General features: G+C 59.8%; 23 protein-coding genes. 21 read left to right on the forward strand and 2 right to left on the reverse strand.

Going from position 1 to position 20,565, the window contains the following annotated elements; all coding sequences use genetic code 11:
- Nucleotides 1-3: 3 nt before the first annotated feature.
- The 12 genes from JJ889_RS00430 (at nt 4) to sucD (ending at nt 10,004) form a co-directional block, all read left to right on the forward strand.
- Nucleotides 4-396: a DUF2306 domain-containing protein gene (locus JJ889_RS00430; RefSeq protein WP_291890782.1), complete on the forward strand. Its 393-nt coding sequence runs from the start codon at nt 4-6 to the stop codon at nt 394-396.
- Between the two features lie 49 nt (nt 397-445).
- Nucleotides 446-1,306 carry a DUF1036 domain-containing protein gene (locus tag JJ889_RS00435; protein WP_291890783.1) on the forward strand — a complete coding sequence of 287 codons (861 nt, stop codon included), beginning with the start codon at nt 446-448 and terminating at the stop codon, nt 1,304-1,306.
- A 106-nt stretch (nt 1,307-1,412) separates the two neighbouring features.
- The gene (locus tag JJ889_RS00440) at nt 1,413-1,934 is read left to right on the forward strand and encodes a hypothetical protein (RefSeq protein ID WP_291890784.1); all 522 of its coding nucleotides are present in this window, start codon (nt 1,413-1,415) and stop codon (nt 1,932-1,934) included.
- A gap of 60 nt (nt 1,935-1,994) precedes the next feature.
- Entirely contained in the window at nt 1,995-3,140 is a 1,146-nt protein-coding gene (locus tag JJ889_RS00445) for an alkaline phosphatase D family protein (protein WP_291890785.1), read from the forward strand.
- 146 nt (nt 3,141-3,286) lie between these two features.
- Nucleotides 3,287-3,577, forward strand: coding sequence for a DUF2282 domain-containing protein (locus JJ889_RS00450; RefSeq protein ID WP_291890786.1), 291 nt, complete (start codon nt 3,287-3,289; stop codon nt 3,575-3,577).
- Between the two features lie 51 nt (nt 3,578-3,628).
- Nucleotides 3,629-4,480, forward strand: coding sequence for a DUF692 domain-containing protein (locus tag JJ889_RS00455; protein WP_291890787.1), 852 nt, complete (start codon nt 3,629-3,631; stop codon nt 4,478-4,480).
- On the forward strand, nt 4,470-5,231 hold the full coding sequence (locus tag JJ889_RS00460; protein ID WP_291890788.1) for a DNA-binding domain-containing protein: 762 nt from the start codon (nt 4,470-4,472) through the stop codon (nt 5,229-5,231). Before JJ889_RS00455 ends, JJ889_RS00460 begins: the two co-directional genes overlap by 11 nt.
- On the forward strand, nt 5,231-5,776 hold the full coding sequence (locus JJ889_RS00465) for a DoxX family protein (protein ID WP_291890789.1): 546 nt from the start codon (nt 5,231-5,233) through the stop codon (nt 5,774-5,776). The genes JJ889_RS00460 and JJ889_RS00465 overlap by 1 nt, the downstream gene beginning before the upstream one ends.
- Before the next feature lie 66 nt (nt 5,777-5,842).
- Entirely contained in the window at nt 5,843-6,289 is a 447-nt protein-coding gene (locus JJ889_RS00470; RefSeq protein ID WP_291890790.1) for a TQO small subunit DoxD, read from the forward strand.
- A 111-nt stretch (nt 6,290-6,400) separates the two neighbouring features.
- On the forward strand, nt 6,401-7,783 hold the full coding sequence (locus JJ889_RS00475) for a hypothetical protein (protein WP_291890791.1): 1,383 nt from the start codon (nt 6,401-6,403) through the stop codon (nt 7,781-7,783).
- A gap of 113 nt (nt 7,784-7,896) precedes the next feature.
- A complete protein-coding gene (gene sucC, locus JJ889_RS00480) occupies nt 7,897-9,096 on the forward strand; it encodes an ADP-forming succinate--CoA ligase subunit beta (protein ID WP_291890792.1) in 1,200 nt (399 codons plus the stop codon).
- Nucleotides 9,096-10,004, forward strand: a complete 909-nt coding sequence (gene sucD / locus JJ889_RS00485; protein ID WP_291890793.1) for a succinate--CoA ligase subunit alpha — start codon at nt 9,096-9,098, stop codon at nt 10,002-10,004. The genes sucC and sucD overlap by 1 nt, the downstream gene beginning before the upstream one ends.
- Before the next feature lie 146 nt (nt 10,005-10,150).
- On the opposite strand, the gene JJ889_RS00490 is transcribed toward sucD, so the two are convergent.
- Nucleotides 10,151-10,756 carry a hypothetical protein gene (locus JJ889_RS00490; protein WP_291890794.1) on the reverse strand — a complete coding sequence of 202 codons (606 nt, stop codon included), beginning with the start codon at nt 10,754-10,756 and terminating at the stop codon, nt 10,151-10,153.
- Between the two features lie 219 nt (nt 10,757-10,975).
- Between JJ889_RS00490 and JJ889_RS00495 the strand changes: the two genes are divergently transcribed.
- From JJ889_RS00495 to JJ889_RS00535, 9 genes are all read left to right on the forward strand, one after another.
- The gene (locus JJ889_RS00495; protein ID WP_291890795.1) at nt 10,976-13,960 is read left to right on the forward strand and encodes a 2-oxoglutarate dehydrogenase E1 component; all 2,985 of its coding nucleotides are present in this window, start codon (nt 10,976-10,978) and stop codon (nt 13,958-13,960) included.
- 30 nt (nt 13,961-13,990) lie between these two features.
- A complete protein-coding gene (gene odhB / locus JJ889_RS00500) occupies nt 13,991-15,490 on the forward strand; it encodes a 2-oxoglutarate dehydrogenase complex dihydrolipoyllysine-residue succinyltransferase (protein ID WP_291890796.1) in 1,500 nt (499 codons plus the stop codon).
- A gap of 26 nt (nt 15,491-15,516) precedes the next feature.
- The gene (locus tag JJ889_RS00505) at nt 15,517-15,927 is read left to right on the forward strand and encodes a hypothetical protein (RefSeq protein WP_291890797.1); all 411 of its coding nucleotides are present in this window, start codon (nt 15,517-15,519) and stop codon (nt 15,925-15,927) included.
- 78 nt (nt 15,928-16,005) lie between these two features.
- Entirely contained in the window at nt 16,006-16,440 is a 435-nt protein-coding gene (locus JJ889_RS00510; RefSeq protein WP_291890798.1) for a hypothetical protein, read from the forward strand.
- A 78-nt stretch (nt 16,441-16,518) separates the two neighbouring features.
- A complete protein-coding gene (locus tag JJ889_RS00515; protein ID WP_291890799.1) occupies nt 16,519-16,827 on the forward strand; it encodes a hypothetical protein in 309 nt (102 codons plus the stop codon).
- A 227-nt stretch (nt 16,828-17,054) separates the two neighbouring features.
- On the forward strand, nt 17,055-17,531 hold the full coding sequence (locus tag JJ889_RS00520) for a hypothetical protein (RefSeq protein WP_291890800.1): 477 nt from the start codon (nt 17,055-17,057) through the stop codon (nt 17,529-17,531).
- A gap of 40 nt (nt 17,532-17,571) precedes the next feature.
- On the forward strand, nt 17,572-18,012 hold the full coding sequence (locus JJ889_RS00525) for a hypothetical protein (RefSeq protein ID WP_291890801.1): 441 nt from the start codon (nt 17,572-17,574) through the stop codon (nt 18,010-18,012).
- 103 nt (nt 18,013-18,115) lie between these two features.
- On the forward strand, nt 18,116-19,522 hold the full coding sequence (lpdA, locus tag JJ889_RS00530; protein ID WP_291890802.1) for a dihydrolipoyl dehydrogenase: 1,407 nt from the start codon (nt 18,116-18,118) through the stop codon (nt 19,520-19,522).
- A gap of 175 nt (nt 19,523-19,697) precedes the next feature.
- Nucleotides 19,698-20,243: a GNAT family N-acetyltransferase gene (locus JJ889_RS00535; protein ID WP_291890803.1), complete on the forward strand. Its 546-nt coding sequence runs from the start codon at nt 19,698-19,700 to the stop codon at nt 20,241-20,243.
- 20 nt (nt 20,244-20,263) lie between these two features.
- Here JJ889_RS00535 and JJ889_RS00540 read toward each other — a convergent pair whose 3' ends face one another.
- The gene (locus JJ889_RS00540) at nt 20,264-20,563 is read right to left on the reverse strand and encodes a transcriptional regulator (RefSeq protein WP_291890804.1); all 300 of its coding nucleotides are present in this window, start codon (nt 20,561-20,563) and stop codon (nt 20,264-20,266) included.
- Nucleotides 20,564-20,565: the final 2 nt, after the last annotated feature.

The raw sequence follows: 20,565 nt of genomic DNA on the forward strand, positions 1-20,565 counted from the left end.
ACGATGAATCCGAGTGTTTTCTTCGAAGCCCCTTTGGTTATCCAGGTGCACGCTGTCGCCGCGATCCTGTCCTTGTTGATCGGGCTACTTCAGTTCTTCGGCCCCAAGGGAACGCTGCCACACCGGACGCTCGGCTTCGCTTTTGTCATCGGCATGGTCGTCACGGCCACGACGGCGGTCTTTATTCGCCAGATCAATGACGGCAATTTTTCGCCGATCCATATCTTCGTGCCGCTGACCTTTCTCGGTCTTTATGGCCTGGTCCGGCATGCGATGGCCCATCGCGGGATGCGTCACGGAAAGGAAGCAAGGGGGCTGTTGTTCGGCGCCCTGCTCATTCCCGGCGTTCTCGCCTTTCTGCCTGGACGGCTGATGTGGATGGTCGTCTTCGGTTGATCTCAACTCCTGGAGGTTGCAGATTCGTCTGCAGTCTCCGGGGATTTTCATGAAACACCTGCTTGTTCTTCTTGCCGCGCTTGTCCTCCTGCCCGCAGCCCGAGCACAGGCACCACGCGATGTCCTGCTTGATGTCTGTAACGACACCGGATTTGCCGTCGCCACCGCGGCGGCCTATCGCACCTCGCCCACGCCGGACCAGACGCTGCGCAGCTGGTTCCTGGTTGAGCCCGGCGAATGCTTGCAGGGAGCGCTTAACAGTGTCGTCGGTGAGACTCTGGACTTGCATGTGATGTCCGGCAGTTTCCACTGGCCGGCCGGCGAGGGCGACAAGCAGATCTGTGTGCCCGCAGGATCAGGAATGCAATTCGCGTCCGCGCCGCCGTGTTCGTTGAGCCAGGAAACTCGCAGCTTCCGCACCCATCCCATCACCAGCTCCGGACGTCGAGGAGCGGGAAATCGCATGATGGGGCAGATTTCGGCTCGCATTTCCTGTCACGATCTTGAAAGCCAAGACGCCCGGCTTTGCCTCCAGGCCCCGCGGGATGAACGCGGACTGGCCCAGCTCACGCGGACACTGGAGGTGTGTAACTCCTATTCGAGCGATCTCCGGGTGGCGGCGTTCGAACCGCAACCGGATGGAAGCCTGCACACCGGTGAAAACGCCTTCCTGGCACAAACCAACTGTCTTGACCTGTATCGTGGCTTTCCATCGCAGCAGCGTGTGCTGGTTGGTTTCGAGGTCTCCCGGCTGCCACGTAATGGCGGGATTTGCTGGTTCGAGGACAGCACGAGCGCGACCCTGACGACGGAACGCCGCTGCCCTGACGGAGCCACCCCGATGGAAACCCGCGAAGCGGTTTTCGGCAGTTTCACCGACAGATACACGGTCTACATCGCTCGCAATTGAAGCACATCATGTCCTCGAATTAAGTAGGCACCCCGGGCGCGACGATTATGGTACGGCCCGGGAGTGCGGCGCTAATTGGGGAAATCCATGCTAATTGGGGAAATCCATGTTCAGATCTGTTCTGGCAGCCGCTGCCGCCATGGCCAGTTGCACCACCGCGTCCGCACAGGAAATCAACTTCGTCGACCGTATCGATATCCGCTTCCATTCCGGCCTCGACATTTTCGACTTCGATGTTGATTTCTCCGAGAGCTCCGTCTCCAACACCATCACAACGACCCGCCCCCGCGGTCAGAGCGGCGTGCAGCCGCTGTCAGCGCCGCTGCCGGACGATGCACTCGCCCGGGTCACGGCCTTTGTCATTCCGGCCACGATGGAAATGGCGGTCGGTGAAAGCCTGCCACTGACCTGGTATGCCCCGCTGACGCACACCGTGTCCGACGTCACCCTCTCGGCAATGGAGACCGTCGACATCGAGACGCCCGCCGGCCCCTACACCACCACCCGTATCGAACTGCGTGGTGGTTCGCCTGAGAATGATATCTTCGTCGATCAGGAAACCGGTGACATCGTTCGTATTGACGTCCTCGGCCAGGACATGCGCGTCCTGCGTATGTCCAACGACTAGACGAGCATCGCCCTGTCACACAGCTCGTTTATATCGGTCGGCAGTCTGAAGGAGAATTTCATGCGCAAATTCGTTATCACTGTGTCCGCTATTGCCCTGGGGGCTTGTCAGCCGGAGACCGAGCCAGCCGCTCCCAACAATATAGTCGCTGCATTGGCGCCGTATTATGAGCAGCTGGATGTGGAACGACCACAAGCGCTTCCCGGCGCTGGCGAACCGGCAGCCGACACATTGTTGCAGACCATCCTGTTTGGATCCTGCCACAGCACAGACCGGCCGCTGGACATCCTCGACACGATTGTCGGCCAACAGGGCGATTTATTCATCTACACGGGCGATAACGTCTATGGCGACGCCTATTCCTGGGACCCTTCCCTTCCCGAACTACGCTCTGCCTACTCAAGTCTGGCCGCCTCAGAACCTTTTCGGAACCTGCGCCAGTCCACGCCAATTCTGGCGACGTGGGATGACCATGATTACGGCATGAATGACTTCGGCGCCCAATTCCCGTTCAAGGGATTTGCCGAAGAGCTCTTCCTGGAGTTCTGGGGTGTCGCCGAGGAGGACGAACGCCGCTCGCGACCTGGCATCTATACCAGTCGCACGTATGGCCCGGACGGCCAACGGGTTCAGATTATCCTTCTCGATACCCGTTACTTCCGCGGCGCCCTCGCACGTACACCCCAGCGCAATGCCGTCGGCATGGAGCGCTATGTTCCGACGGAGGATACAAATGTTACCATGCTGGGCGAGGAACAGTGGAGTTGGCTCGCTGAAACCCTGCGGGAGCCGGCCGATGTTCGCCTAGTAGTTTCCTCCATCCAAGTGCTGGCGGATGGTCATGGCTGGGAAGCCTGGCGTACCATGCCTCACGAGCGTGACCGTCTTTTTGAGACCATCGAGGCTTCCGGAGCGGACGGCGTGGTCCTGGTTTCCGGCGATCGTCACTCATCAGGCCTATATCTACGCGATGATGTGATCGGTTATCCTCTCTACGAAATCACCTCGTCGGCTCTGAACATGTCCTATGGCGATGAAAACAATGAGCCAGGCCCCAATCGCATAGGCGAGATGTATGCGCCGGCGAATTTCGGCGCCATCGAAGTGGACTGGGCAAACCGCAATCTGTCGCTGGAAATCCGGGATGGTAGCGGTGAAACCGTCCGACAGCAGAGCATTGCTCTCGACACGCTCACACGCAACTGAACGTGATCTGACGCGCGATAACACGATGGTGACGGCGCGTCGGGCGGACGTTACTGGAAATTTATCTTCTTCCTCGCCTAGTTTGAGCTGGTCAGGTCGGGCCATCCTGTCCCCCGCTCGACCTCTCAACAAGGAGACACTGAGAGATGAAATCTGAAACCAAGTTCGCTGCCGTAGCTTCCACGGCCCTGGCACTGTCCCTCGCCACGGCCGCTGCTAATGCCGAAGCCGCAAGTGCGGCAGAGGAAATGGAACAGTGCTACGGCGTATCCCTCGCGGGTGAAAACGACTGCGCTGCTGGTCCGGGCACGTCCTGTGCCGGCACCTCTACTGTCGATTACCAAGGCAATGCCTGGACCTACGTACCGGAAGGCACGTGTGAAAGCATTGAAACCCCTTACGGCAACGGTTCTCTCGAGCCGGTTGAACGTCCGTAACTCTCTCAGCCCTGGCGCCAACCTCGTGTTTGCGCCGGGGGTGTTCCCGTGATGACCGAACTCCCCGATTCCGCAGGGCTTGCCCTCAAGCCAGAACATTTCCGGCAAGCGCTGGAAACGCCCGCTGAGGGAATGTGGTTCGAAGTCCATCCGGAAAACTACATGGCTCCGGGCGGTCCGCGGCTGAGCTGGCTCGACGCGTTTGCCGAGAAATTTCCGATATCCCTGCACGGGGTCGGCATGTCGCTGGGCGGCATGGATGCCCCGGCCCCGCAACATCTCGATCGCTGGGCACAGCTGATTGACCGCTACAAGCCCGCAGCAATATCCGAACACCTGGCCTGGACGTCCCATCAGGGAACGCACTTCAACGACCTCTTGCCCGTCCCGGCGACCAGGGCTGCGCTCTCCCGTTTTGTCGAGCATGTGAACATCATGCAGGACCGGCTCGGTCGACAGGTATTGATCGAGAACCCCTCGATCTATGTCGCCCTGAAATCAGAGATGAGCGAAGTGGAATTTCTTCGGGAAACCGTCGCTCGAACAGGCTGCGGCCTGTTGCTGGACGTCAATAATGTGCATGTCAGCTGTCACAATCTCGGTCTCGATGCGATCGCCTATCTCGATGCCTTTCCGCACCATGCTATCGGTGAAATCCATATTGCCGGTCATGAAGAAGACACGGCGCTAGGCGGAGAATTGCTGATCGACACTCATAGTGCGCCTATCGTTGAAAGTGTCTGGTCGCTGCTGGACTACACGCTGGCGCTGACCGGACCACGACCGGTCCTCATCGAGCGCGACACGAACATTCCCACTTTCGAGACATTGTTGACCGACCATGTCCGTGCACAGGGTTACATCGATGCAGCCCGTGTTCGGGAGGCAGCCCATGCCAGCTGAGTTCAACCAGGCATTCGCGGGCACACTGCTCGGACGAGGTGACCAGGACCTGCTGGAACACCTCGCAAACCCGGCCCACGCCAAGCGGCTCAATGTCTATCGCAACAACGTTGCCCGCGGTGCGATCGAAGCTCTTCGCGCGGCCTATCCCGCTGTGAACCGCATCGCGGGCGCGAATTTCTTTTCCCCTATGGCACGACAGTATTGGCTTGATCACCCGCCAACAGACGCGCCGCTCTTTCTTTATGGCAAGGGTTTCGACCAGCACGTCGCGACCTATGAACCGGCGCGCAGCTTGCCATATCTGCCAACGATCGCCCGCCTCGACCGGGCCTGGCTGGAAGCACATCACGCTGCTGATACTCCTGCACTCAACCCGTCAGACGTTACAGGCATGAATCCGGAAAGCCTGCCCGAACTCCGCCCGGGCCTGACAGCCAGCGTTCAATTGTTGACATTGCATCACTCCGCGCACGCGGCCTGGCTGGCCAATCGGCAGGAAGCCGCCGCCGAAGACATGCAGATCGGCGAGAGCGCTGAACATGTTCTCGTCTGGCGACATCGCGGCACTGTTCAGTCCGCCAGCATCCCGGTTCAACATTTCGACTTTCTGACCCGGATCGCCCGGGGCGACAGCCTCGGCAGCGCGATGGAAGACGCCAACGATGGCGGCATTGATCCGTCACAATTTTTCTCCCACGGTCTGACCAGCGGCCTGTTCGCTGCAAACCGCCAAAGCGAGACCCTTTAATGTCCTCATTCCTGAGCCGGGCCCATGGCCTCTACACCGGCGTCTTTGCCGCGATTGAGAAATCCCTGGGCGGTGATGTCCTGGCCGTGCTCGCACGCCTGACCCTCGCCGGGATTTTCTGGCGCTCACTCCTGACCAAGGTCGAAACGGTCAAACTGTTCAAATACACCGAGTACATCAACGACTTCCCGGTCGAGCGTGCGCATGTGCGGCTGCCTGATTTCCCGCTACAGATCCGTCCGGCCACCTATCACCAGTTCAATGGCGATTTCGCGCTACCGCTCATTCCGGGCGAGCTCGCTGCCCTGATGGCTACCGTGGGGGAGTTCATTCTCCCCATCCTGCTGGTACTGGGCCTGGCGACCCGTTTTGCGGCTGCCGGCCTGATGGTGATGACGCTGGTCATCCAGTTCTTTGTCTATCCGGAAGCCTGGTGGGGAACCCATGCGATGTGGGCTGTCATCGCCCTCTATCTGATGGCTAAGGGACCCGGGCGGTTGTCTCTCGATCACATGTTCGGAAATAGATTCGCCTCAAAGGCTTAATCGGTTGCACGCTTCTCTCCCGCACGTCATCTTGGCTGATACGGATGGGGATCCGGGGGGATAAAGATGAACAAGGTCTCGGTCGTGTCGACCCAGATTTCGAACAAGCCTGATCGTTTCATGCCGGACTGGGTGCTGGGCCTGATCGTGCGCCTGTCCATCGTTCCGGGCCTGTGGAGCTGGGGCCGCGCCAATGCCGGTGAAGACTGGCTTGAAGTCTCTCCGGGCATTCTCTCCGCGGTCGGATACTGGAATATCCCGCTTCTGCCCGATGCCCTTGTCGCCCAGATCGCGGTCTGGGGCGCGCATCTCGCGGCCATCACGCTTCTGCTCGGCTTCCTGAGCCGCGTGGTCGGATTCGTGCTGGTTCTGGCCGGAGCCGCCTACATATTCTGGATCGCTCCGGATGCCTGGCAATCGGCTGTCGTGTTCGAGGCCATCGCCTTCTACCTGTTCGCACGAGGCAGCGGAGCCTTGTCGATCGACGGCGCGCTGGCTGCAACAACCCGCTAGGCACGCTCGTTTTTCAACGGAATCTCATTTGCGAATTACCGTTTCTCAACCTATGCATCTAAAGGCTATGTCTTAGTCCCTTCTTGCATCGGTCAGGAGAGCGTCGGCCGCATGTCGCCCGATCTCAAACAAAAACTCAAAAAGGCCCTCGCCGGGAAGTCCGCGGTCGAGATGGGCCAGTTCCAGTTCGTGAACCTGGATGAGATCCGCTCGCAGGCCGGTGACGAGTGGCCGGAGATCCGTGACAAGACCTATGAGGTCTCGGGTCATTTCATCGAGAAACGCCTGGCCGACGATGACGTCTTCATTCGTTGCCAGGGCGGTTTCCTGATCATTTTCTCCACAATGGGCGGTGTCGAGGCTGAAGCTCATGTCGAGGAGATCAACGAGGAACTCAACGAGTTTTTCCTCGGCGAGCGCTGGCTGGAGAAGCTGCGCTCCCATGCCGAGGCTCGCCGAGTTCCAACAGACGAATTCCTGAGCATTGTCGCGCGCACGCAGGTTGAGGGCGAGCCCGCCGGTGAGGCGCGTCCGGAACCTGAGAAAGCCCAGGAAGCCGCTGCAGAGGCCGCGGCCGGCTGGGAAAAGAAACCAGAGTCTGGTGAAGGCCCGAAAGGCGCCAAGGGCGGTCGCTGGGAGAAGACCACCCAGTCCAAATCGCGTTCCGACAAGGAAGGCGTTCTAGAATGGCCAGACGAGGTCTACGAGGCCAAGGCGTGGGACGAGATCATCTTCCAACCGGTCTGGGACAGCCGCACCAACGCCGTCCTGCACCACGTCTGCCAGGTCCGGCGCACAGTCGGCGATCGTCATGTCTATGGTCGCGACACATTGATGGGCATCGATGAAGCCCAAGCGCTGCGAGCACTTGATCGCGAAGTTGCACTCGCGGCGCAGCGCGGTTTCCAATCCGTGTTTTCCAAGGGCGGAAAGTGCGGGATCACTATCCCGGTACACTACGAGACATTGTCCGCCGTCTCCCATCGCATGGAGTATTTTTCCATCCTGCAGGCGGTTCCCAAACCCATTCGCAAATACTTCCAGATCCGAGTGGATTCAGTCCCTTCCGGCGCACCGGTGACGCAGATGCAGGAAGTCTTCCGCTCAATGCGCCATTTCGGCTCCAACATCCTCGCCGAAATCAGCTACGCCAATAAATGGGATCTCGCCCGCTTTGAAGGCTGCGGGATCAGTGTATTCGGCGCGGCCCTGCCGCAAACACTCAGCATTCGGGAACCCGGCGACGAGGCCGTAATGGGCTTCATGCAGCTGGTCACACAGGCCAGGGAGCTGCAAGGCGAGGCCTTCCTGAACAATATGGGCAATCCGGACCTGCTGAACGCCGCCATTTCCACTGGCATCCGGCTTTTCTCGGGACCTGTGATCGCCAATGACGAGGATGCCCCTCAACCGGCGAGATCGCTTGATTTTGCCGGCATCGCCAACCGATTACGCAAATCCGGGCCGGATACCGATGTCTTTGAAATCGACTGATTGATTATGTTGTAAACGCTCACAGCGCACGCCGTTGCGCTGCGGGCAACCAGTGTTATAAGGCGAACTCCACCTGGATTTCCTCCGCTGATTCCTCCCGCGAGGCCCATTACATGAATATCCACGAGCATCAGGCTAAAGCTGTCCTGAAATCCTTCGGCGCACCCGTCGCAGACGGCGTAGCCATTTTCTCTGCAGACGACGCAGCCGCCGCTGCGGATCAACTTCCCGGCCCGCTCTGGGTTGTGAAGTCACAGATCCATGCCGGCGGTCGCGGCAAGGGCAAGTTCAAGGAACTTGGTCCCGACGCCAAGGGCGGCGTCCGCCTCGCCTTTTCCAAGGACGAGGTCATTTCCCACGCCAGGGAAATGCTGGGCAATACACTGGTCACGCACCAGACCGGCCCGGACGGCAAACAGGTCAACCGCCTCTATATCGAGGACGGCGCTGACATCGAGACCGAGCTCTATTGCTCGCTGCTCGTCAATCGCGAAACCGGCCGCGTTTCCTTTGTCGTCTCCACCGAGGGCGGCATGGACATCGAGGCTGTCGCCGAGGAGACCCCGGAAAAGATCCACACGATCGATATCGATCCGGAGACCGGCGTAACCCCGGCTGATGCGGCCAAGATCGCCGACGCTTTCGAGCTTTCCGGCTCGGCACGCGACGACATGCTGTCGCTGGCAGGCATCCTCTACAAGGCCTTCACCGAGAAGGACATGGCGCTTTTGGAAGTGAACCCGCTGATCGTCATGAAAGACGGCCATATGCGTGTTCTCGACGCCAAGGTCTCCTTCGACGGCAATGCCCTCTTCCGCCATGACGACATCATGGAACTGCGCGACGAGACCGAGGAAGACGCCAAGGAAATCGAAGCGTCCAAATACGACCTCGCCTATGTCGCTCTCGACGGCAATATCGGCTGTATGGTCAATGGCGCTGGCCTGGCCATGGCGACGATGGACATCATCAAGCTGTATGGCGCAGAGCCGGCCAACTTCCTCGATGTGGGTGGTGGCGCGACCAAGGAAAAGGTCACCGCAGCCTTCAAGATCATCACCGCTGACGAGAACGTCAAAGGCATTCTGGTCAATATCTTCGGTGGCATCATGCGCTGTGACATCATCGCCGAAGGCGTGGTTGCCGCGGTGAAAGAGGTCGGCCTCCAGGTCCCGCTGGTGGTTCGCCTGGAAGGCACCAATGTCCAGCTGGGCAAGGACATCATCAATAATTCCGGCCTCAACGTGATCGCTGCTGACGATCTCGACGATGCTGCCCAGAAGATTGTCGCCGCTGTAAAGGGGGCTGAATAATGTCTGTGATCGTCAATAAAGACACCAAGATCATCGTTCAGGGCCTGACGGGTAAAACCGGCACCTTCCACACGGAACAGGCACTGGAATATTACGGCACCAAGATGGTCGCCGGCGTGCACCCGAAAAAGGGCGGCACCACCTGGTCTTCCGGCCTGGAAAGCTCTGCCGAGCTGCCGATCTACACTTCCGTGGGTGAAGCCCGGGAAGCCACCGGGGCCGACGCGTCCGTGATCTATGTTCCGCCGGCCGGCGCTGGTGCAGCGATCATCGAGGCGATCGATGCCGAGATCCCGTTCATCGTCTGCATCACCGAAGGCATTCCGGTCATGGACATGGTCAAGGTGAAAGCCAAGCTGGAGAAATCCAGCTCCATGCTGCTCGGTCCGAACTGCCCGGGCATCCTGACGCCGGAAGAGTGCAAGATCGGCATCATGCCGGGCTCCATCTTCAAGAAGGGCTCGGTCGGCGTGGTCTCCCGCTCCGGCACGCTCACCTATGAAGCGGTTTACCAGACCTCCCAGGTTGGCCTCGGCCAGACCACCGCGGTCGGTATCGGCGGTGACCCGGTCAAGGGCACGGAATTCATCGACGTGCTGGAGAAATTCCTCGCCGACGACGAGACCGAGTCCATCATCATGATCGGTGAGATCGGCGGTTCTGCCGAGGAAGACGCCGCACAATTCCTGGCGGACGAAGCCAAGAAGGGCCGCTCCAAGCCGACCGTCGGCTTCATCGCCGGCCGCACCGCACCTCCGGGCCGCACGATGGGCCATGCCGGCGCCATCGTCTCCGGCGGCAAGGGCGGCGCAGAAGACAAGATCGCAGCCATGGAAGCCGCGGGCATCCGCGTCTCCCCGTCCCCGGCACGCCTGGGCGTAACGCTGGAAGACCTGCTCAAGGGCTAGGGGTTTCTTTCCCCTTCAGGGGGAAGTCCCGAGCATGCGAGGGGAAGGGGGCGTCGCCTTCGGCTCAGCCACCTCCCGTTAAGGGTGAGAAGAAGTTCAACCGTGCTCCGGGAAACCGGGGCGCGGTTGTCCATTTGGGCATGCCATTACTCGGCGCAGGAAACCTCAGGCGGGGCGTCGAGCGTGACAGGGCCATCTTCCACGAACACAAATTCGATGGTCGTTTCGCGGCTGTCATCACCTCGGCGGCGCGTGAATTGCCATTTCTCGATCGCGTCAGCAATCTCCTCACCGAAGCGATCGGACGCAAGGTCCGGCGTGCAACTGGTGCAGATATCGCGCGCCCTGCCATTGTGAACCGTATAACGCGTTCGGCAGGCAACAGCAGGCACGTCCTCCTCCAACCCTTCGTATGCACGATAGATGTAAGGCTCGACCCGGTGCGCGATTGTCGTGAGTTCCGGCTCCCAAACCTCTCCGCTTCCTGTGGCCAGACGATGGAAAGTGATGCTGCCCGACTGCGGATAACTGTGATATCGAGCCCAGTTTGTTGTCCTATTATTGGAGCGTCGATTGGCGAATTGCTCCTCGGCCGCACGATAGAGCCCTGGCAGATCTACGGGAGCCTCACAGCTGAGCTCCACATTGCGAGCTCGACCATTCCGCCATGTATAGGAGTAATCACAATGCCCAACCACATCGTCGCCCAAGACCGACGCACCTGAGAGCAAAAGAACGCCAAAAATGTCCATCTGTTTCCCCCGGACTCACACCACGGCAAAATTCGCCCAATAATTGTTCTTCTGTCAAACACCCCTTCGAACTGCGTCACCAGATCGCTCTTTGTCACCTTCTTGTCAGCAGACCGGCGCGCAAACCTTCTGTTTGTCGCAAAAGGGGCATATCTCCTTTTTTAACCATATGGGCTTACGCCCACTCCAGACACACTCCTGACTCAGGTCTTCCCCCCAATGTCTGACAACAACCGATCTTCCGAAAACCAGGCTTTCCTGGACACGTCATTCCTGCAGGGCGCCAACGCCCTCTATCTCGAACAGATGGCCGCCGCCTACTCCAAGGACCCGTTCTCAGTTCCGGAAAGCTGGCGCAATTTCTTCGCGGCCATGGGCGATGCACCCGCCGAGACTGCACATGCAGCCACCGGCCCGGCCTGGAAACGCTCCGACTGGCCGCGCCAGGCCAATGGCGAGATGGTCAGCGCGCTGGGCGATATTGGCCCGGACGAGGCGGCCATGGTCGACAAGGTCGCCGCTCACGTCGGGAAGACCAAGCCGGAAGCGGCCCCAGAGGATGTCCGCGCTGCCACCCAGGCCTCGATCCGCGCCATCATGATGATCCGTGCCTATCGCATGCGCGGCCACCTGGCCGCTGATATGGACCCGCTGGGCCTGACGGATTTTGGCCCGCAACCGGAACTCGACCCGGCCACGTACGGCTTTGCCGGCGCTGCAATGGACGAGGAAGTCTTCATCGACGGCTATCTGGGGCTGGAGACGGCAACGCCGCGCCAGATGCTGGATATTCTCAAGCGCACCTATTGCGGACCGGTGGGCGTGGAGTTCATGCATATCTCCAATCCGCAGGAGAAGGCCTGGCTGCAGGAGCGCTTCGAGGGCCCGGACAAGGACATTTCGTTCACTGCCGAAGGCAAGAAAGCGATCCTGTCCAAGCTGATCGAGACCGAGCGTTTCGAGCAATTCCTGCACAAGCGCTATCCGGGCACCAAGCGATTTGGCGCCGACGGTGCCGAAGCCATGGTTCCGGCGCTGGAACAGGTGATCAAGCGCGGTGGCGCGATGGGTGTCGAGGACATCATCATCGGCATGCCTCACCGCGGCCGTCTGAACATTCTCGCTGCCGTGATGGGCAAGCCGTACCACCAGATTTTCCATGAGTTCCAGGGTGGCAATACCCAGGGCGAGGACGAGTTCGGTTCCGGTGATGTGAAGTATCACCTGGGCGCCTCTTCCGACCGCGAGTTTGATGGCAATACCGTCCACCTGTCGCTGACCGCCAACCCGTCTCACCTCGAAGCCGTTGACCCGGTTGTCCTGGGCAAGGCGCGCGCCAAGCAGGAAGAGAATTGCCGCAAGGAACCGGGCACGCCGCGCATGAATGTGCTGCCCCTGCTGCTGCATGGTGATGCGGCCTTCGCTGGCCAGGGCATCGTGACCGAATGTCTGGGCCTGTCCGGACTGCGCGGACACAAGACGGGCGGCGCCATCCACTTCATCGTCAACAACCAGATCGGTTTCACAACCGATCCCAAGGACAGTCGCTCAAGCCCTTATCCGTCAGATGTGGCGTTGATGGTGCAGGCCCCGATTTTCCACGTGAACGGGGATGATCCGGAAGCCGTGGTCCACGCAACCAAGATCGCCACGGAATATCGCCAGCTGTTCGGCAAGGACGTGGTCATCGACATGATCTGTTATCGCCGCTACGGCCATAACGAAGGCGATGATCCGACATTCACCCAGCCGATCATGTACCGGATCATCAAGGACCTGCCACCGGTCAAGAAGAAGTACCAGGATCGCCTGATCGCCGAGGGCACCATCAGCGCTGCGGAAGCAGAGGCGATGGAAAACGAGTTCGACACCTTCCTCGACAAGGAGTTCGAGGCGGGCAAGGAATTCGAACCCAAGAGCGCGGACTGGCTGGATGGACGCTGGTCGGGCCTGGGCCTGCCGGAAGGTGACGATCGCCGCGGCGAGACCAGTGCGACGACCGAGAGCCTGACCGCCGTTGGTATGGCGATGACCGAGATCCCGGACGGTGTGAACATCCACCGCACGCTCAAGCGCGTCATCGACAATCGCCGCAAGATGATCGAGACCGGCAAGGGGATTGACTGGGCCACGGCCGAACACCTCGCCTTTGGCACGCTTGTCACTGAGGGCTTCCCGGTGCGCCTGTCGGGCCAGGATTGTGGTCGCGGGACGTTCTCGCAGCGCCATTCCCACATCATCGATCAGCAGACCGAAGAGCGCTACACGCCGCTCAACCATCTGTCGGACGATCAAAAGAAGTATGAAGTCATCGACTCCATGCTGTCCGAAGAAGCCGTGCTCGGTTTCGAGTATGGCTACTCGCTGTCTGCTCCGAACACGCTGACCATGTGGGAGGCACAATTTGGTGACTTCACCAATGGCGCCCAGGTGATCATCGACCAGTTCATTTCCTCCGGTGAGCGCAAATGGCTGCGCATGTCCGGCCTGGTGATGCTGTTGCCGCATGGCTATGAGGGCCAGGGACCGGAACACTCCTCCGCGCGCCCGGAGCGCTTCCTGCAGCTGTGTGCCGAAGACAATATGCAGGTCGCGAACTGTTCGACCCCGGCCAATTACTTCCACATCCTGCGTCGTCAGATTCACCGCAATTTCCGCAAGCCGCTCGTCATCATGACGCCGAAGAGCCTGCTGCGTCACAAGCGCTGCGTCTCTTCGCTCAAGGCCATGGGGCCGGGCTCTACCTTCCACCGCGTGCTGTGGGATGATGCGGATCCGGTGAAGAAGAACCAGGGCGAAATCTCGCACACCGAGATGACGCTGAAGCCGGATGACCAGATCCGCCGCGTCGTCCTGTGTACGGGCAAGGTCTATTACGACCTGCTCGAGCGCCGCGAGGAAAAGGGCGTCGACGACGTCTACATCCTGCGCACCGAACAGCTCTACCCGTTCCCGTTCAAGGCGCTGCTGGAAGAGATGGCGCGTTTCCCGAACGCGGAAATCGTCTGGTGCCAGGAAGAGCCGCGAAATATGGGCTACTGGACCTTCATGGAGCCGAATATCGAATTCGTGCTGACCAAGGTCGCCGGCGAAACCAAGCGCCCGTCCTATGTCGGCCGGCCGCCGACCGCATCAACCGCCACCGGCATCGCCTCGAAACACAAAGAACAGCAAGACGCGCTCGTCGAAGAAGCGCTGTCCTAACGCCCGAAGATCAACAGGAAAGATATACTCATGACCGACATCATCGTTCCCGTACTCGGTGAGTCCGTAACCGAAGCAACCGTTGGCGGCTGGATGGTCAAGGCTGGCGACAGCGTCTCCAAGGACGACGTTCTGGTCGAGCTTGAAACCGACAAGGTTGCCGTGGAAGTCCGCGCCGAAGCTGATGGCGTCATAACGGCCATCGTCGCCGAGGAAGGCGACACGGTAGAAATCGGTGCCAAACTGGCAGAGATGGGCGGCGCTGGCGCTGCTGCTGCCGAAGCTCCGGCCGTCGAGGAAACCGCGCCTGCAGCTCCGGCCTCCGGGTCCACGACTGACGCAACCGTTCCCCAGATGGGCGAGAGCGTCACTGAGGGCACGATTGGCGGCTGGCTGGTCAATGTCGGCGATGCGGTCGAAATCGACCAGGCACTCGTCGAGATCGAGACCGACAAGGTGGCGGTTGAGGTGCCCTCACCCGTTGCAGGCACGGTCACCGAGCTGCTGGTTGGCGAGGGTGACAGCGTGGCACCTGGTGACGCCGTCGCGCGCATCGCGGAAGGCGCGGGTGGCGTTTCAGCGCCCGCTGCTGCCCCGGCCGCGGCGCCTGCAGCTGCGGCGTCGGCGGCGACCGGTGGCATCGCCATGCCGTCAGCCCAGCGCGTCATCGAAGAGAACAAGCTGGACGCCGGATCCATCAGCGGGACTGGCAAGGATGGCCGCATTACCAAGGGTGACGCCAAGGCTGCAGCAGCGGCACCGGCGGCTGTCCCGGCGACGTCAGCGCCTGCGGCTGCCCCCGCAGCTCCGGCCGCTCCGCGTGAAACCGGGCCGCGCGAGGAACGTGTTCGCATGACACGCCTGCGCCAGACGATCGCCAAGCGCCTGAAGGATGCGCAGAATTCTGCCGCGATCCTGACCACCTACAACGAAGCGGACATGTCCGCGATCATGAAGGCCCGCAAGGCCCACCAGGAAGCCTTCGTGGCCAAACACGGTGTGAAGCTCGGCTTCATGTCCTTCTTCGTTAAGGCCTGCGTCAATGCGCTGAAAGAGATCCCGGCCGTCAATGCCGAGATCGATGGCACCGACATCATCTACAAGAATTACTATGATATGGGCGTTGCCGTCGGCACGGATCGTGGCCTGGTGGTTCCGGTTGTGCGTGATGCGGACCAGATGTCTCTCGCTGATATCGAGAAGGAGATCATCTCCCTCGGCAAGAAGGCCCGCGACGGCAAGCTGACCATCGAGGACATGCAGGGCGCCACATTCACCCTGTCCAATGGAGGCGTCTATGGATCCCTGATGTCCATGCCGATCCTCAATGCCCCGCAATCGGGCATTCTCGGCATGCACAAGATCCAAGAACGTCCGGTGGCCGAGAACGGTCAAGTCGTCATCAAGCCGATGATGTATCTGGCGCTGTCCTACGACCACCGCATTGTCGACGGCAAGGAAGCAGTGACCTTCCTCGTCCGCGTCAAGGAAAACCTCGAAGATCCTCAGCGCATGCTCTTTGATCTTTGATCGACCTCACGCGTGATAGATTGCGTTTGCTCCGCTGGATAGCAGCGGGGCTCGCAATCGTACGTGTGGGCATTTCCATTCGCCATTTCCTGGTCGCCTGGCTGTTGCACCTGGGATTGCTCTCCGCGGAAGGCGATTCCATCCGGCTGATTCTGCTGAACCTGCCCGCAACACAGATGACGGCCTGGACCGTCTATATGCTGTGTTACGGTCTAACCGCGTATTTCCTGTTCCGCGGACAACGCTGGGCCATCGTCAGCGCTTCAATCGCCTTCCTGGCGGATTTCGGCTTCTGGGCCGCTTTGGTCATCATGCCAGCCTATGACAGCGTGTATGATTTCAACTTCACCATCGGCGACATCCTGATCAATTCGCTGGCCATGCTGGTTCTGCTCGGGAGTCTGACATTGAACCTGCTCCCGAAATTCACCCGCTAGGGGTCTAGTTTCCACCTTCGATTGGTAGAACTGCCGCCGATACGCCCTAGAATATTTGCAGGACCAACGGGGGCGAGCTTGCAAAAACTCACCACAGCGACAGCCATTCTGGCGGCGGGACGCGCCGCATACAGTTTTTGGTACATTGCCGTTGGGCTTCTGGCAGCGGTCGGGATGGAAAAACCGCTGTGGTCCACGCCGATGGAAGCCAACAGCCTGGGGCAACTGGACCTTTTGCAGTATCTGATCTGGTTCAGCTATGCCGCAGGCTACGCGCTGACCGCCTACCTGCTGATCAACAGATCACGCTGGGCCATGGTGACGGCGGGCTACGCGTTCGCGGTCGATATGAGTTATTGGGTGACCATGGCCACACACGAGAGTTATGTGAGTCTGATGTCCCTTGCGGACGGCTATCTCGATCTTGTGGTGAACTCGGTGAACTTCCTCATCCTGATTGGGACGGCCTTGGTCACGGCCCGCCAATGGCTCCTGCCGGTCGACAGGGTATGACTGGCGAACTGCTTGTTAACGGTCCAACTTTTAAAACCCCCTGCGACCGGCTTGGGCCGCCGGTCCTTGGGGGGGGCCATGTCCTATATTCGTTACGCTGTACTTCTGGTGTGCGCCTTGCGGGTCATTCACAGCCTGCCCTTCTACCTTACCGCGATGACGCATGACTGGGTCCTGCCGCCCTGGGGCGCACCGGATCCAACTGTCCTGCACGTTCTCAGCGAGGTCGGACCGCTTCAGCTCGTTCTGTGGACGGCTTACATGATCGGGTATTCCACGACGGCGATCGCACTCCTGATCCACAGGCCCGGATCTGTCCTCCTATCGCTGGTCGCCGCGGGAACCGCTGTCCTCAGCGATTTTGGATACTGGATCTGGGTGACCTAGCAGACCAGTTATCTTGCCGTCGAAAAACCGTCCTTCTCGATTGAAGACACGTTGATGAATATCGCCAGCCTTCTGGTGCTGCTCGGTGTCAGCCTTATGTTCTTCGACGAACGCAAACGGAGGATCTGAAGGGGTCTTGAGCGAGAACACTTTCGATGTATGTCGTTTATCCAAAATCACCCCGCTTCATCGTCCATCGACCGTAGCCTGGCTGGGGAGCTAACCCGATGATCAACTGGAACAGTCATACCGCACGTTCTCCGCTTTTTCGGTGGATCTCTCTCGCCTCTATCCTGCTCGGTCTCTACAGCCTGCGCTTCCTGCTCGTAGGCTGGACCGCGCCGATGAACGGTCATGTTTTCTTCCTCAGCTCACCGGCAGTGGCCCCTGATCTTGCCACCGTGCCCTGGATTTCTCAGTTACTGCGCTCGCTGGTAGTTATCGGCGATTTCGCGCTGCCAGTATTGATCCCGCGCAAACCACTCTGGGCGCTCTACCTAGCACCGACTCTCCTGGTCGCCGCGCAGGCCGGCTGGATCAAAGCAACATTTTCTGGCGGCAGTTATGCTGCCCATGCGGACGTAACAGATGGTAACAGCCTGGACTGGGCAGAGCTGCTTGACTGGCTCAAGCTGATCCTGCGCCTTCTCGTCGTCGGCGGGGTCTTTTATTTCGTGCTTTCCAACAACGCAAAATCTCGCTAACTGCTTTGTCTCAACAGCAAAATATGTTTATGTTGCCCCTATGCAAACGCTTGTAAAGGCCCTCACTCTTCGATGGATGATGATGCTCGCGATTGCGGGTTGGGCCTCTGTTCAGGCCACGTCTGCCATTTCGATTTTGCTCGTAATGATGGGTCAGGGCACAGCCATCGGGCTGGACCCGAACCGGATCGTCGTCCTGACATCACTTCATAGCTGGGAAATTGCCGCGGCCTTCATCAATGCACTGGCCTATTGGGCATCCGTAGTCGGCTTGTATCTGCGCCGCCATTGGGCCTTCTACACTTATTGTCTGGCTGTATTTGTCGATCTGGCCGTCTGGCTCTCCTATTCCGCAGATCCATCCTATGACCAGATTGCCGGCGGCCAGAATATCTGGCTCGACTGGCTGGTGAACATAGCCCTCCTGTCCGGCATTCTCGGCTTCATCTTCCTGCGCACTCGAAAGCCCGTGCGCTGGTAGTGCAATCCGGCCTTGCGCAGCCGGGACATATTGGCCCTTACCTTGTCTTCATATCCCGGGCATATAGGGACACATCCCTTCCTTCCCCAATCACGAGGCAAACATGTCGGATAGCTTTGACGTCGTCATCATCGGTGGTGGCCCGGGCGGATATAACTGCGCGATCCGCGCCGGACAGCTCGGCCTCAGGGTGGCCTGTATCGAAATGCGTGGCACGCTTGGCGGCACCTGCCTGAATGTCGGCTGCATCCCGTCCAAGGCTCTGCTACACGCCTCCGAACTCTACGAAGCCGCAAATACCGAGTTTGCCAAGCTCGGAATCAAGACCTCCGGTGTCGAAGTCGACCTTCCCGCCATGCTGGCCCAGAAGGACGACGCGGTTGACGGTCTGACCAAGGGCGTCGAATTCCTGTTCAAGAAAAACGGTGTTGAATACATCAAGGGCAAAGGTCGCATCGCCAGTGCCGGTCAGGTCGAGGTCGAGCTCGCCGAGGGCGGCAGCCAGACCCTTTCGACCAAACATATTGTCATAGCCACAGGCTCTGAAGTCACGCCGCTGCCCGGCGTGGAGATCGACGAGAAACGGGTTGTGTCCTCAACCGGAGCGCTTTCACTGGAGAAGATCCCGGGCAAACTTGTTCTCATTGGCGCTGGCGTGATCGGTCTGGAGCTGGGCTCGGTCTGGCGCCGCCTGGGCGCAGAGGTCACCGTGGTCGAGTATCTCGATCGCATCCTGCCCGGCATGGACAGCGAGCTCGCCAAAACGGCTCAGCGCACGCTCAAGAAACAGGGCATGGAGTTCAAGCTGGGAACCAAGGTCACCGGTATCGACAGCTCTGATCCGGACTCGCTGAAAGTCGCCATCGAACCCGCTGCCGGCGGCGATGCCGAAACAATCGAAGCCGATACGGTTCTCGTCTGTATCGGTCGCCGTCCCTACACGGAAGGCCTTGGCCTGGAGAATGTCGGCGTCCAGCCGGATCAACGCGGCGTCATTGCCAATAATCACTTCCAGACCTCCGCCGAGAATGTATGGGTCGTCGGCGATTGCACCCATGGCCCGATGCTGGCGCACAAGGCCGAGGATGAAGGGGTCGCCTGTGCCGAACGCATCGCGGGCAAGGCCGGACATGTGAACTATGGTGTCATTCCCGGCGTGGTCTACACAGCACCGGAGATCGCCTCCGTTGGGCTGACCGAGGACGAGCTCAAGGAAAGCGGCCGCAAGTACAAGAAGGGCAAATTCCCCTTCCAGGCCAATTCCCGCGCCCGTACCAACCACACGACAGACGGTTTTGTGAAAATCCTCGCTGATGCGGAAACGGACGAGATCCTGGGCGCTCACATGATCGGCGCCAATGTCGGCGAGATGATCGCCGAGGTCTGCATCGCAATGGAATTCCGCGCAGCCTCGGAGGACCTGGCCCGCACCTGCCACCCGCACCCAACCCTGACGGAAGCTGTCCGACAGGCGGCCATGGGTGTCGAGGGCTGGACCATGCAGGCCTGACCCGAAAATCCGGATACATGGCGCCTTCGGGTGCCATGTATTCACAGCCTTTCGTCACAAAATTCGATTGTGACGCGAAATTGAGCGGACAACCGGGAACGGATCAGGCATATAGCTGGTCCGGTGAGTGCCCCGATCGGGCACCCTCGGCTTTGGGGGCCTTTGGACCGGTATCATGACGCTCGAGATTGCATCTTCCCGCTTGCGACTGATCGCACTCGACGCCGAGCTTGCCCGCCTGCAGCTCGACGACCGGCTGGCCTTTTTCAAGGCTCTGGGCGTCGAAATCGAACCCAGCTGGCCGCCGGAACTCATGGATAAAAACGCCCTGCACTGGGCAGCCGACCGGCTGAGTGACGAGCCGGGTCAGCAAGGCTGGCACGCCTGGGTCTATATCTCCCCCGTGCTCAATCGCCTGGTGGGGTGCGCCGGCTACAAGGGACCACCGGATGCGAACGGCTCCGTCGAGATCGGCTATTCCATGCTGCAATCCTATCGTGAACAGGGCCTGGCGACCGAAGGAGTCATGACACTTCTGGAATGGGCCTACAGACACGAGACTGTCAAATCGATCACCGCCGTGACACGCGCCGATCGCGATGCCTCTCACCGCGTGCTCGAAAAAGCCGGTTTCCAGCTGGTGGGCACGCGTTTCGATGAAGCCGAGGATTGCGACGTCGTCGAGTGGGAACACCATCCAGCCCGCGAAGTTGCGGCCTGACCTCGTGTCACATTCCTGAACTAGTCGCCCAGCAAGGTCCGGATATGATCGAGATAGGCCTGCCAGGCCTTGCGTCCCGTTGCAGTCAGGCTGGCGCGGGTGTGCGGTTTTCGATCGACAAACTGTTTCTCGATTCCGACATATCCCGCACCTTCCAGCTTGCGCAGGTGCACTGACAAATTGCCGTCACTGGCCCCGGTCTTGTCCTTGAGCTCGTTGAAACTGGCACTCTCCACCGAGGAGAGATAGGCCATAAGACCCAGTCTCAACTTGCCATGGATGACATCATCCAGGCCGGACGCGTCAAACTCGTCTGCCATGA

This window comes from Maricaulis sp. (genome assembly GCF_017643475.1).
Classification (GTDB): Bacteria; Pseudomonadota; Alphaproteobacteria; order Caulobacterales; family Maricaulaceae; genus Maricaulis.